Below are 12,730 nucleotides of genomic sequence, written 5' to 3' on the forward strand. Positions count from 1 at the left end.
TCATAGTCCGATGTGAAGGAAGGCACGGCGCTGCGCGCGAGGCACGGTCTGCCAGGCTTGGTCGCCGAGATAACGATAGATGCCGATCTCCTCGCGCCGGATCGGCGCGCGCGCGAACTGCGGCAGGATGAGCGCGAGATGACCGGCCTGCGTCACCATGGGATGCGCCTTGTCGGACGCGCTTTGGGCCGAGTCGCCTGGATGCACGTGGACGTCGGCGACGACGGTGAGCTGGCGCTCTCGGCAGATCGCCCAGAGTTTGCCGAAATGCCTGCCATCGAAGCGGATGATGCCGGTGTCGAGACTGTGCCGGTCGAGATCATCATAGAGAACGAAGTCGACGATCCGCCCGGGCCGGCCCTGCTCCACGAAGCCGAGCAGAAACGCGCCGCTTTCGCGGGTCGCGCCCAGACCGCGCTCGCGCAAGCGAGCGGTCAGGCGGCGCCAGAGCAACCACGAGCAGGACAATTCATGCCGCGGCGCGAGCAGGCGGCTGATAGTCGCCGCAATTGAGAAGCTCATGAACGATCTCCAAATACTGAGTGATGCCTCGCGCGGGGTTCCAGATCATGGTCGGCGTTTCCTGCCTCCAGTTGTCGTGGCCTTCGCGGCTCACGCGGTCGCAAGGCAGGTAAAGCGCGGTGCCGTCCTTCCAGTCGGTCCTGAACACGGCCTTGACGCGGCCCCCCTTGCTGCCGGGCCAGGAGCCGAACGCCAGCGGCGCGTTTCGCTCGAGATCCCACAAGCGCCCCGTCGGCGCCGCCGCCGGATAGCCGGCACAGTCGAAGCGGAGGCCGTACTCGGTGCCGTCGACCGCCGTTATGCCAACCAGCACGATCGGCCAGGCGATGCCGACGAGGCGGAACCGCTCCTCGGCTTCTGCCAAGCGGAACGCGGCCTTCGCCGCGTCCGCCCGGAAGGCGCGCTCGTCCGGCGAACATGGGTTCTGCATCGCCATCGTCCTAACCGTTCACCTTCGGGGTGGAGACGAGGTCGAACTCGACCGCGCACTTGTCCGGCGCGGCAAGCGTGCCGATATGGGTTCCCGGATCCGGCTGAACGGTGGTGCCGGCGAGCTGCAGGTGGTGATGGCTCGCTTCCTCCTCCGTCATGCCGAACTTGCGGATCGCCGCCCACTGCTTGATGCGGCCGACGGTCCGGCCGGGCGCGAAATTCTCGTGCACGGACTTGTCCTTGAAGTGGACCGTGACGGCGACCTGGCGGCAGCGGTGGATGTGGACCTTGACGCCGGCGCGACCGGCCCGGCTCGCGATCGGCACCTCGTCGGCGATCTGCTCGACTTCATCTTCGATGAAGAGGCAGGCGTCGCCGCCGAGCCCGTGCTTCTCGCCGATCAGGACGCGAAGGGTGCCGAAGGTTTCGTGCTCGCCGATCTCGATGTGTTCGAGCGCGGCGATGCCCTCGCCCTGATAGTAAACGTCGGTCTTCTTCATTTGGAACTCCCGGATCGGGAGAATTGCGAGCCGCGCGATTGCGGCCGCTGTCTCCTGATCCGGTAATCCATCGACGAAGGCTCGCCGAAACCCCCTGCGGAGGAAATTTCGTCAGGTGACGTCGAGATCGCCCTCTGGCGTCGCTGCGCATATGAAGAAGTGCGGGCAGCGAGGGCACGTAAAGGCGTCCGGCAAAGGATCGAAGGCGCCTACATTGATGCCGTCGAGCAGTATCTCGGTCTTCTTGACGCGGTTCGTGACCTGGGTGCGGGAGAGCGGCGGAACGTCCACCGCTTCGTTGTCGGTCAGGTGAATTGCCTCGACCACGGTTCTGGCGCCGAAGCGCCCGACCGCCGCCCGCTGATAGAGGAAGTACTCGAGCTTATCGAACTCCTTTTCCCCGCGATGGCCGCTTCGGATACGCCGGACCACGATGACGCCGTCTGCGCGCTCCGCGATCTCCGCCGCCTCGACCACGACGCGGCCGTTGGCGAAGTCGATGGCGAGCGGTTCGGCTTCGCGGAAGCGCCGCCCGGCGCCGGCATCGATGAGCCCGTCGACCAGATGACGCGCCAGATCGAGATAATCGGCGGCATAGGCCGGGTCGGTCGGGCCCTGCCGCTTCCAGATATCGGCGAAGGCGGCGTGGGTCTCTTCACGTGACGGGGTCGACGTCAGGCGTGCCTGGGACAGCCAGTCGATGAGTTCATAGATGCACGAATGGGTGCGCTCGAAAGACGTCGCTCGCCGCGCGGTGCCGATACCGAGCACGTGCGTATAGAAGAAGCGCCTCGGACACCGATCATAGGATACCACGCGCCGATCGGTCAGATGCCACTCGTTCGGCAGCGTCACCCGGACATTGGTCGGTTTCGGTGGTGTCGGCAGCGGCACGATCGGCGCGGTGTCCATGCGTCGCATCTTCGCCTGAACGCGCGGAAGGAAGAGCGACGGGTTTCGGGTATTTCCGTTCTCTTGCAGCCTGGTGAAGTAGAGCCGCAGATAGGTGCGGGCGCGCGACATGGCTACGAAGAAGAGACATTCCTCTTCCTGCTCGTGCCCCGATCGTCCCTGCTCGGCGACCGAGCCGGTGGCGCCGGCGATCATGTTCTCGGGCGGTGGGCAGCGGGAGCCCTGATATTTCGCGGGAAGCCCGCTCACCACCAGACCCGGAATATGGACAGCCTCGAATTCGAGACCCTTGCTCGCGTGGATGGTCATCAAGCGCACGGCGTTCATCTGCAGCGCGGCCTCCGGCACCTGCCGCAAATCACGTTCTTCCGCGAGCAGTACGAGATTGCGGACACGGTCGAGCGACGTATGGATCGGCGATCCCTTCGAGACGGGACTCTGTTCCCGGAGGAAATTCAGAAACTGCCAGATCGCAATGCCGCGCATCCGATCCGAAATAGCGGTGCTTGCGGCGAGTGCCCGGATCGAGTCACTGCGGTCCAACAGGATCGTTGTGAGATAATCCCAGGCGCCTTGCGATGTCTTCAAGCCCGCAAGATCCACCGCGAGCCGCTTGATCGCCGCCGACGCCGGCGCGGACATGCCAGCTAGGCCGGACAACTCGTCGAGGCGCAAGAGCGCCGGCTTGTCGCCATCGCGCAGATGACGAAGCATGCGTCTCACGTCCTGAAGCGGCGCACGGTAGCGTGGCATCGCGCAGACGCGTACAAGCCCGGCTCCGAAGCGGTCGGTGGCCAGCGTCAGGAGCGAAAGCAGGTCACGGATCTCGTCGCGTTCGAAGAGGCTGCCGAGATGCAGAACGGGAATGCCGCGCGCTTCGAGCGCCCGAGCGATCTCGTCGATGCGAGGATTGGTGCGGCAAAGGACGGCTTGATCCCGCAGCGAAACGCCTTCCTTCTCGAATTGGATGATGCTGGCGGCGATCCCGGCGGCTTCGTCGTCCGGTGTGTCGAACCCGCGAATCTCCGGGACCGCGTCGCCTTCGCCGCGGTTGGCTTCGAGCTTCAGTTCCGCCAGTCCGACCGGCATCGACATGGTTTTCGCGAATACGCTGTAGGCGTCGATCACCTTTTGGGTCGATCGGTAGTTGATTTCGAGAGGTTCCGAGACGGCAGCCGGAAAGTCGGCCGAAAAGGCGGTCATGTTGGCGGAGGAAGCGCCACGAAACCGGTAGATCGATTGCCGCGCGTCGCCGACGACCCAAAGCTGCTTGCCGTCTCCGGCGAGCGACTTGACGAGGCGCACGCTGGCTCGGTTCACGTCCTGATATTCGTCCACCAGCATGTGACGGTGGCGTAGACGCGTCGCCGCACGGACGGACTCGTCTCGTTCCAGCAACAACGTCGGCAACATGATGAGATCGCCGAAATCGACGGCCTGTCTTTCGACCTTCGCCGTTTCGTAAAGTTCGTAGACGGACGCTATCTCGCGAACCTTCTCGGCCGACTTGAGGGCATCCGCGTCGCCGGAAACTTTGGCGCGTGCATATTGTGCCTCCGCAAGCTTGCGGTACTCCGGCGCCGTCACGACTTCGTCCTTCGCCCGCGAGATCGCCTGGAGGATATCCTTGAGAACGATGACGGGATCCCAGAGATTCTTGTAGTGATCGAGCGGAAGCGTCGGCAGAATCTCCTCCAGGACGGCGATGGCGTCGCTGCGATCGAACAGCGAGGGATCCGGCGGCAGCCCGAGCTTGTCGTGAAATCGCCTGATGAGATCGAGTCCAAAGCCGTGGAACGTTCCGATCCAGAGGGCCGCCGCCTGGTCGCCGAGGGCCAGCGCAACGCGTTCGGAAAGCTCGGCCGCGGTCCGGTTCGAGAACGTCAGAACGAGAATGGCGGAGGGCTGGACGGAATCGGCCAGCAGGGACTGAATGCGGCTGACCAGACTTCGTGTCTTGCCAGTGCCGGGGCCGGCCCGAAGCTGATAGGGGGAGTTGCGGTGAGCGGCGGCCCGTTCCTGGGCGGGGTCACGCTTGAAAGCGACCGGAGGCTTGGGCGCGGTCGCCTCCACGTCGGCAAGAGGCAAGCGTCGAGTATCTGCTGTCGGACAAGAGGCAGGGGGAGGCCCGTCTTCGAGGCGATTTCCGACGCTCGGGCTCCGTCTTCAACGAACCATTTGGATGCGAGAGACCGCGGAAGGAGAAATTCGCGCGCGAACACGTTGGCTTCGAGTTCGCGTCGCTCACGGGCGCCGTAATCCTCGACCTTCTGCAGGCCGACGGGTGCGGCCTCGGTCGAGCGCGAAGGATCTATGTCGGCGGCTGCGCATGAACAGGACTGCGCATGCGCGACCAGATGGCCGATCTCATGCGCGACGACCAAAGCCTGCTCGGCGACCGACCCGACCTTCGCCGCGCAGATGGTACCGCTCTGTTCGTCGAAGAGAGCTCGTGCGCCCTTGAGAGCGGGGTCGTCGGGCTCCAGAAACGTCAATTCGAGATCGTAGCGCTCGATCGCGCGCGCGATCAGATCATCCGGGCTCTGCGGATCGGCACCCTTGCGCACGAGCTCGAGATGGAGTTGAGCGGCGAGCTCGCGAATGGTCTCGAAGGACTTCATGAAGGATCAGAGCTTGAGAAGATAGCACTGCTGCTCGGGTGAAAGGCCCGAATTGCGGACAGCCTCTTCAAAGGTCTCGCGTGCGGAAAGGGTAGGCTTTGCGTCGGATTTGAAGTGCTGACCGCGCGCGAGGACCGGCGGCGCCTGGAAGTGTGCGATGACCAGATACGTCGGCTCGCCGGCTTCCCGCGCGACCTTTTCGCAGACCCTATCCTCGACGTCACCGTGTCGGGCTCTATCGTCCGGTCGCGCAGTTTGATTAGAAACGTATTGTTGGCGTTCAATCCGCGGGCCACCGATCTGAAACGCGTGCGGTCCATGTCCGCAAACGGGTTCTTGGTTTGCGGAACAGCCTGAAGAGCCGGGACCGGCTTCTTTTCCAGTTCGTAGAGAGCATTCTGAAAATGGCTGATCGCGCGGGAGACCGCCGGCGATACGCTATCATCGTCGTCGGCTTCGCCAACTTCGTCTTCGATCGCGCTGTCGAGCAGCAGATCAACCGCGAAATCGGTCAGCTCGTCCGCATACGCCGGATATTTTCTCGTGAACTCTTCCAAGGTCCCCGGGTCCGGGATCGGCCTGGCCATGGCGAACGCGTACAACACGTCGTCCAACGGCATCGTGGGGTTGGCAGTCATCGTCAGCGCTCCTCATCGTGCTTTTAGTTTTTCCGCCGCCTTGCGCAGATTCTTGCGGATGGCGGTACCGGAAACACCGCAAATCGTTGCGGCAGTAACCTCGTTCGGATCCTCGGATCCGGGGGCGTAACCCTGAAGACAGCAGAGTTCGACCGCTTTGCGCTGCGCGGGCGGCAATTTCTTAATCTCTTCGAGCATCTCGGCGAGATGGACGAAGTCCTCCTGATTGGCCGGGGTCTGGGCCGCGCGCGACAACCTGCCGAGCGTGTCGTTCGGATCAATCGGTTGACCGTCTTCATCGACTTCACGGCCGATGTCGCGGAACAACTTGCCGCGGTTGTCTTCCTTCCTGACGCGCCGATACCGGAGGGTTGCGAGGCCCTTGTTGAACTTGCACTCGAACAGGTCGAGCGCCGTCGCGTCGTGATTGGTACCGACGCGTGCGAGCAGCTCGCAGAAGGTCTGCAGCACCTCGTCGCGCAGGCCTTGTGCATCCGGCCGGCTGTCCGGAATGGTGCGCTTGAGCCGGCGTTCGCATCGCGACAGTAGCGGAACGACGAGCCTGTCCACGGCGCGCTTGTCTCCGGACAGACGTGCCTCGCGAACCAGATGGACCAGGCATTCGCTCGACATATAGCCGGGATCCGCCGGATCGCGGATCTTGGCTCTCCGCAACTGCTCGTCGAGTTCCTGCCCCAAGGCCACATCGATGCTGGCCTCGATTTCCGGAGGGCGTTTATAGCCGACCCCTCCTTTCGTCATCTTATTCAGTGCTCTCGGCATCGGCCGCCTCGCATGGCGCAATTTGGTTGTGAAGACCGCCCGGACGGCCCCCTTGCATGGCGCTAATCCCTCATGGGGCCATCGCCGAAACCCCCTCCATGGAATTTTTTGAGGGGAAGCCTAGAGCGATGGCGGCATTTAAGTACCGTCAAAGCGTGCAAGTAATTGATGTCGCGGGGTATTTGTGCACGCAATGATAGTCGCTGGGTTTCTTATTGTGCAACCTCTTCGTCCAGACGTCCGGAAACGTCCCAGTCTGACTGGCGATTGAAATTGTTCTGGAATATTACTATCTTATGTGTGATGTAGCGCACAATGGCGCCGGCCCGTGGAACCGGGAACCCCAAAAGATCGTTGCATGAGGGTCTCGGATACATTACATTCCGTGGCAGATCGCTGGACATAGGGCGTGAGCACAACCAGCCCCTCCCGATGGTAACATCGGGGCCGGCTCCATGAGACGGGCAGCCCCGCAAAGGGTCAAGAGGTTCGCCCCGAGACATCTCGCGATGTCGCACAGGCCCGAAAGGGCCTGTTCTATTTTCACCACGGCTTTTTCCGGTTGCGGTCGTAATTGCGGCGAGGCGATCCCCCCTTCAGCGTCAGCTCGACCAAAGTCGCGAATTTGACTTGGCCGAAGGTCGCCACGCGCCTGGTCGAGTCCCTCAGGAAGGCGCTTCGGACCCGCATCTTCAGTTTCGCCCGCTTGTCTCCCTTCCAGCGTTCGAGCGTGAAGGGAATGACGTAGTGTAGCGGATCCTCGCCTTCCTCGGTGGTCAGCTTCACGACCAGACACCGATCGCTTTCGCCAAGCCAGACCGAACCACGCGCGGCTCGATCGAGATGCTCCCAGATATTCAACGACGCCTGATACCGCTTCACGCAGAACCGGCCGTCCTTCCGCGTAGATGACGGAAATTTGGGCCGCGCGTCGTCCGGAAGGGCGTCTTCCGTGAAGCAATGATCGGAAAACTCCACCAGAATGGCATGCTGCTCGCCACCGATTTCGCCGGAGATGACCGTCTCGTCGAGATGGCCGAGATCGAAGGAGTCCCCTTCGATCTCGAAAATTCCCCAAGTTACCGTCAAAGCATTCCTTCGTGATCTCGAGACCCGGTCTTCCTATACGAGGTTGCGGGAGAAGGCCATTGCTCGTCAAAAGCCCTCGCCGTCATCCCGCGCGAGTACGGCACCGCGGAACAATTCGTCGGATCCGCAACGTTGCCTGCCTACCTCCCCCGCGATCTTTGACCCGAGTCTAATCGGATTCTTCTGCTTGTGCGCTTCCGCTGGCCGCGGACCGGCTCGCGTGAACCGAGCCGCTGACGCGTCTCGGCCATCCGGCTTCGATCCCTTGCGCAGATCCGGATTGTCGCGTTGTTCGACGGACGTATAGAAGGCCCCCATGTCGACGTGAACGATCTCGCGTTGGCGGGCCGAGAGTTCTGTCTGGTCGTCGTCCTCGTCGGTCACGTCGCTAGGCCGGCCGAATCTTCCTTGACGCCGCGGCCGACGATCCGGAGCGTGCCGTCGGCAAGCGGTCGCTGCAGCTTTAGTGCCTCGTCCGATGGGGCCGTCATCCAGGCTTCGACTTCGTCCGGCGTCGTCAGGATCACGGGCATCGCCTTGGGGTGGATGGCGCCGACCTCTGCGTTCGGCTCCGTCGTGAGGAATGCGTAGAGATCGTTCGTGGTCTCGCCTTCCTTGACCTTTCGAACAGATGTCCAGCTTGTCCAGATTCCGGCGAAGCAGGCTAGGGGACGGGACTCGTCGAGAGCGAACCAGATGTCGCCACCTTCGGCCGTGTTGAACTCGCTGAACGAGTTGAATGGCACCACGCAACGGTTTTCGGTCCCCAGCCATCGCGTCCAGTGCTTGCTCTTCACGTTGCGGATGTTGGTCGTGCCGCCGTCCGGCTCCATTCTGAGCAATTCCTTGAAATCCACCGGCTTGCCTTGGCCTGCAGCTTTTCGGCTCGTTTCTTGGTGGCGTCCATCAGCGCCTTCGATGACGACGGCATTCCCCATCGCGCCGTGGCGAGCTCGCGGCCTTCGGCTCCGTTCCGCACGATCGGTGCATTGTAGTCCGGAAACACGCCGGGCATCGGTGCGAGATTGCCCACGTATCGGTTCACGACGCGGAACAGCGCGCTTATCGCGGCCTGGTTTGTTGTAATCGAATAGAGATTGCACATCAGTCAGGCTTCGGTTCGAGGCTGGCGCGGCTGCCAAGCCAACTGTAGCAGAGTTGCGGAGGGACGCTGGCCCGTCTTGGCGCATTTGCGGCAGCGTAGTCGGCTTGCGAGATCATGCACGAAGGTGGTCGGCGGGTGCTTCATCGCCGCGAGGTCGACGTCGCTCGGCGTCTTGCAGCGCGTGCACCTGATCTCAAGCCAAGGAAAGCCTCCGTTCACGGCCTGGTCGATGGTGGGCGATGGATCGATCGGTTCGCCGTCACTCCACATGCGCTCGTTCCAGCTTTCGCAAAGCAACCTGTCAGCTTGCTGGATCATGGCCTCGCCCTTGGCCCGCATCTCGGCCGATTGGGCAGCAAGCATGTTGGCCATCGCGCGGGCCTTGCCGAGCTCCTTTGCCAGCGCCTTGCGATCACCGCCCGACAGGGGCGTAGGGTGATACTTCGGGGCCATCCGGACTATCCAGGCGCAAGTGATCGGATCGCGTTCCGGAACGGGCTAGGACGTCTCGAACGCTGGCCAGCACCCGTCTTCTTCATGCCTGCCGGTGCGCTGCTGGCAGGTGTTGTCGAGCAAACGCTGCGCCACGTCCTTCCAGAGCGCGTTGCCGCCATACAATCGAACTGCATCGGCGGTCTGGATTTCCACGGTCCTCTCGCAGCGACGGCATGAGATGCGCAGGACATGGCGTTGAATCTCGGAAAGACGCCGCTGCCGCTTCTGGGCTCCGGTCTCGTCGGCGCGAGGGTCATTCAGGACCGATTCCCAGTATTCCGCCGGAAGCGGTGCATCCGGAGGCGCCGACGAGGGATGTCGCCTCCGAGCAGCTTCAGCGGCCAGTATTTCCATCTGCTTCGGGGTCGGCATACGCCAGCTCGCGGGTCGATCGGTCATTCCGAATTAGAACATAACAAGAACAAAAGTCGAGTCCGCTTCGACCCTCATGGAGAAAAAATCATCCTTTTGGGAGGGGCGCGGTGTCGGAACCAAGCCGGGCCGTTCGTCTTGAATCCGGCGTCAGTAATGGAGTTCCCCGGCGATGGCCCCCCGCGCTAACTGGAAAGGCTTCCTGCGTCTTTCACTCGTCACCTGTCCGGTAGCGCTCTATCCGGCAACGTCGGAATCCGAAAAGGTCTCGTTCAACCAGCTCAACCGAAAGACCGGCCACCGCATCAAGTACGCGAAGGTGGACGCTGATACCGGCGAGGAGGTCGACAACGAGGACATCGTCAAGGGCTACAAGGTCGACACCGACACTTTCATCGAGGTGACGAAGGAAGAGCTCGAAAACGTCGCGCTGGAATCGACGCGAACGATCGAGATTGACGACTTCGTCGACCGCAGCGAGATTGATCCAAGATATCTGATCCGCCCTTACTACCTGACTCCAGATGGCAAAGTCGGGCACGACGCCTTCGCCGTTATTCGCGAAACCATCCGCGAAATGAACAAGGTCGCGATCGGTCGCGTGGTGCTGACCAATCGCGAGCACATCATTGCGCTCGAGCCGCTGGACAAGGGGTTGATGGGGACCCTGCTTCGCTATCCCTACGAAGTCCGGTCAGCGGAGGAATATTTCGACGATATCCAGGATGTCAAAGTCACCAAGGACATGCTTGATCTCGCCAGGCACATCGTCAATCAGAAGGCAGGTCATTTCGAGCCGGACAAGTTCGAAGACCAGTACGAAACCGCCCTCATCGATCTCATCAACCAGAAACGTGCCGGCAAACCCATCACCGCGAAGGCGCGTCCCCGCGGCGAGAACGTCGTCGACCTGATGGACGCGCTGCGTAAGAGCATCGGAAGAGAGGGGGCAGCCGCGACAGAGGCGCCCAAGAAACCAGGCAAAAAGCCGCGCAAGGTGGCGGCCGGGCAGAAGGAAATGCTGATGCCGATCGCAGGCAAGAAGCCGGCGAAAGAGGCCGCGGCGAAGAAGCCGGCAGCCAAACCGCAGCGGAAGTCGGCCTAGCGTGTCCTGAAGCAACCAGTGATGCCAGACGGCCGTTACTTCGTCGTCCGCGGCAGGGAGCGATATGGCTGCGCTGCAAAAGACTTCCAGGAGATCGACGTTGAGCGCGGGCATTCTCGCCTACCGCAAGGGCGCTCGCCGGCTCGAGGTTCTGCTCGTTCATCCCGGCGGTCCGTTCTGGCGCAAGAAGGATAACGGCGCCTGGTCCATTCCGAAGGGCGAAATCGATGCCAATGATGATCCGGAGCAGGTCGCGCGGCGCGAGTTTGCCGAGGAACTCGGCCCGAGCGCTTCGATTGGTCCGCTTCAGCCGCTGGGGGAGATCCGGCAGCGCGGAGGAAAGCGCGTCATCGCATTCGCCGGCGAGGGCCATTTTGACCCGGCGGCGCTAATCAGCAATACCTTCGATATCGAATGGCCGCCCCGAAGCGGTCGACGGCAGAGCTTTCCCGAGGTCGACCGCGCGGAATGGTTCAATATCGAGTTCGCGCGGACCAAGATGCTGTCCGGGCAGGTAGAGCTTCTCGATCGTCTTTTGGCGATCGCGGTTGAGAGCGCCGGGAAATGACGTTCAGGATTGGAATCATTTCGGACACGCACGGCCTGTTGAGACCCGAGGCGGAACGAGGCCTGACGGGCGTCGATCACATCATTCATGCCGGCGACATCGGGCGCCCCGAGATCGTCGATGCTCTTCGCCGGATCGCGCCTGTCACCGCCATCCGTGGAAACGTAGACAGTGGCGAGTGGGCCCACCAATATCCCGACACGAAACTCGTGCGCCTGGCGGGCAAGTCGATCTATGTTCTGCACGACCTGAAGACGCTCAAGGCCGATCTTGGCGCCGGCATCGACGTCATCGTCTCCGGCCATTCTCACGTGCCGAAGATCGACACGTTCGGCGGCGTTCTCTATTTGAATCCCGGGAGCGCGGGACCACGGCGCTTCAAGCTGCCGATCACGCTTGCAACGCTCGAAGTCACGCCCGACGGCATGCGACCGGAAATCCACGACCTTGGAGGCGACTACTGAGTGCCACCGCGGAGGGAATTCACAGCGGAAGAGGCGAATGCGTTAATTCGCTCTCGTTGCCGGTTACGTCCGAAGGGAAGTGCTATTTGCGCGGACGTTCTCGCTCGCGCACGACATCCTTCGCCTGCTTGTCGGACCTGAGCCCGAGGTAGACGGGCTGGCGCAGTTCGCCCTTACTCGTCCACTCCGCGAACTTGACTTCGGCAACCAACGAGGGTTTGACCCAGGTCGTGGCGGCCTCGTCCTTCACTTTGGCAGGGAAGGGTGATTTCGGGGTCGTTAGCTTCACGAGCTTGGCGTGGAGGTCTTCCAGGACCTTATGGCTGAAGCCAGTGCCGACATGTCCGATATAGCGCCATGCGTCGTCTTCCCGTACGGCGAGGACCAGGACGCCGAAGAACGGCCTGGTGCGCCTCGGCGCCGTGAAGCCCGCGATCACCACTTCCTGCCGCATTGCTGTTTTGATCTTCAGCCAATCCGCCGTCCGGCTTCCGGACTCATAGGCGCTGTCGGCGCGCTTCGCCATGATGCCTTCCAGACCCTTCCGCTCGGCCTCGGCAAAAAATTCTGTGCCGCTCGCTTTGCGGTGACGGCTGAAGGCGATCAGCCGGTGACCCGGCAGGATCGCTTTCAGCCGCTCCTTGCGGTCGAGCAGAGGCTGTTTGCGCACGTCGACTGTGTCCTGAAACATGAGGTCGAAGGCGTAATACAGGAGCCTCGCTTCATGGCGCAGCGCGTTCTGAAGCAGCTGGAAATGGGAGACACCATCCTTTCCGATCGCGACGAGCTCGCCGTCGATCACGGCGTCGCCCTTCACGCCCTCCAGCGCTTTGGCGACCTCGATATAGCTGCGGCTGATGATCTTGCCGTTGCGGCTGTAGAGCGAAACCTTGCCCCGCCGGATTTCCGCGATCATCCGAAAGCCATCGTACTTGTCCTCGAAAACCCAGCCGGCGTCGTCGAAGGGCGCGTCGGTGAGCGTGGCGAGCATCGGTTGTAGGCGCTTGGGCAAGGTCGACATCCGGCTCATTCAAGGGCCAATCCTTCAGAGCGAGTTGCGTAATGCACGGACGTCCTTCAAGAATGAGGGAACGCGCAAAGCCATGGCATGTTCCGTCAGACGC

General features: G+C 62.2%; 15 protein-coding genes and 1 pseudogene. 4 read left to right on the forward strand and 12 right to left on the reverse strand.

All coding sequences use genetic code 11. The annotated features are described in order from the left end of the window. The 4 genes from ALC15_RS38025 to ALC15_RS38040 all read right to left on the reverse strand — a co-directional run bounded on the left by ALC15_RS38025 (position 1) and on the right by ALC15_RS38040 (position 4,454). Complete coding sequence (locus ALC15_RS38025) at positions 1-522, reverse strand: hypothetical protein (protein ID WP_128089711.1); 522 nt, start codon at positions 520-522, stop codon at positions 1-3. Further along, positions 470-958, reverse strand: a complete 489-nt coding sequence (locus ALC15_RS38030; RefSeq protein WP_050631702.1) for a DUF7665 family protein — start codon at positions 956-958, stop codon at positions 470-472. The genes ALC15_RS38025 and ALC15_RS38030 overlap by 53 nt, the downstream gene beginning before the upstream one ends. Positions 959-962: 4 nt before the next feature. After that, a complete protein-coding gene (locus tag ALC15_RS38035; RefSeq protein ID WP_050631703.1) occupies positions 963-1,454 on the reverse strand; it encodes a hypothetical protein in 492 nt (163 codons plus the stop codon). Positions 1,455-1,565: 111 nt separating this feature from the next. Next, entirely contained in the window at positions 1,566-4,454 is a 2,889-nt protein-coding gene (locus tag ALC15_RS38040; RefSeq protein ID WP_094194377.1) for an ATP-dependent helicase, read from the reverse strand. Positions 4,455-4,711: 257 nt separating this feature from the next. Here ALC15_RS38040 and ALC15_RS45025 point away from each other — a divergent pair, with 257 nt between their 5' ends. Next, positions 4,712-5,029 (forward strand): hypothetical protein, encoded by a 318-nt coding sequence (locus ALC15_RS45025; protein WP_050631705.1) that lies wholly within the window; start codon positions 4,712-4,714, stop codon positions 5,027-5,029. Here the strand turns inward: ALC15_RS45025 and ALC15_RS41220 are convergent. The 7 genes and pseudogenes from ALC15_RS41220 to ALC15_RS38080 all read right to left on the reverse strand — a co-directional run bounded on the left by ALC15_RS41220 (position 4,984) and on the right by ALC15_RS38080 (position 9,496). Further along, positions 4,984-5,625, reverse strand: a complete 642-nt coding sequence (locus ALC15_RS41220; RefSeq protein ID WP_063781928.1) for a hypothetical protein — start codon at positions 5,623-5,625, stop codon at positions 4,984-4,986. The genes ALC15_RS45025 and ALC15_RS41220 overlap by 46 nt on opposite strands. Before the next feature lie 12 nt (positions 5,626-5,637). Then, the gene (locus tag ALC15_RS38055) at positions 5,638-6,408 is read right to left on the reverse strand and encodes an RNA polymerase sigma factor (RefSeq protein WP_050631707.1); all 771 of its coding nucleotides are present in this window, start codon (positions 6,406-6,408) and stop codon (positions 5,638-5,640) included. A 543-nt stretch (positions 6,409-6,951) separates the two neighbouring features. Then, positions 6,952-7,497 carry a hypothetical protein gene (locus ALC15_RS38060; RefSeq protein ID WP_050631708.1) on the reverse strand — a complete coding sequence of 182 codons (546 nt, stop codon included), beginning with the start codon at positions 7,495-7,497 and terminating at the stop codon, positions 6,952-6,954. A gap of 66 nt (positions 7,498-7,563) precedes the next feature. Further along, positions 7,564-7,881, reverse strand: a complete 318-nt coding sequence (locus ALC15_RS48050; protein ID WP_050631709.1) for a hypothetical protein — start codon at positions 7,879-7,881, stop codon at positions 7,564-7,566. Continuing rightward, positions 7,878-8,602 (reverse strand): annotated as a pseudogene (locus tag ALC15_RS38070) (SOS response-associated peptidase). Before ALC15_RS38070 ends, ALC15_RS48050 begins: the two are co-directional and overlap by 4 nt. 3 nt (positions 8,603-8,605) lie before the next feature. After that, positions 8,606-9,055 carry a hypothetical protein gene (locus ALC15_RS38075; protein WP_050631710.1) on the reverse strand — a complete coding sequence of 150 codons (450 nt, stop codon included), beginning with the start codon at positions 9,053-9,055 and terminating at the stop codon, positions 8,606-8,608. 45 nt (positions 9,056-9,100) lie between these two features. Further along, a complete protein-coding gene (locus tag ALC15_RS38080; protein WP_200914740.1) occupies positions 9,101-9,496 on the reverse strand; it encodes a hypothetical protein in 396 nt (131 codons plus the stop codon). Between the two features lie 145 nt (positions 9,497-9,641). On the opposite strand from ALC15_RS38080, the gene ku reads away from it, so the two are divergent. The 3 genes from ku (at position 9,642) to ALC15_RS38095 (ending at position 11,606) form a co-directional block, all read left to right on the forward strand. Beyond that, the gene (gene ku / locus ALC15_RS38085) at positions 9,642-10,574 is read left to right on the forward strand and encodes a non-homologous end joining protein Ku (protein ID WP_050631712.1); all 933 of its coding nucleotides are present in this window, start codon (positions 9,642-9,644) and stop codon (positions 10,572-10,574) included. Between the two features lie 64 nt (positions 10,575-10,638). Beyond that, positions 10,639-11,142: an NUDIX hydrolase gene (locus tag ALC15_RS38090; protein WP_050631713.1), complete on the forward strand. Its 504-nt coding sequence runs from the start codon at positions 10,639-10,641 to the stop codon at positions 11,140-11,142. After that, complete coding sequence (locus tag ALC15_RS38095; protein ID WP_050631714.1) at positions 11,139-11,606, forward strand: metallophosphoesterase family protein; 468 nt, start codon at positions 11,139-11,141, stop codon at positions 11,604-11,606. The genes ALC15_RS38090 and ALC15_RS38095 overlap by 4 nt, the downstream gene beginning before the upstream one ends. A gap of 82 nt (positions 11,607-11,688) precedes the next feature. Here the strand turns inward: ALC15_RS38095 and ligD are convergent, their stop codons facing one another. Beyond that, on the reverse strand, positions 11,689-12,636 hold the full coding sequence (ligD, locus tag ALC15_RS38100; RefSeq protein WP_050631715.1) for a non-homologous end-joining DNA ligase: 948 nt from the start codon (positions 12,634-12,636) through the stop codon (positions 11,689-11,691). Positions 12,637-12,730 lie beyond the last annotated feature (94 nt).

The organism is Bradyrhizobium viridifuturi (assembly GCF_001238275.1).
GTDB classification, from domain to species: Bacteria; Pseudomonadota; Alphaproteobacteria; order Rhizobiales; family Xanthobacteraceae; genus Bradyrhizobium; species Bradyrhizobium viridifuturi.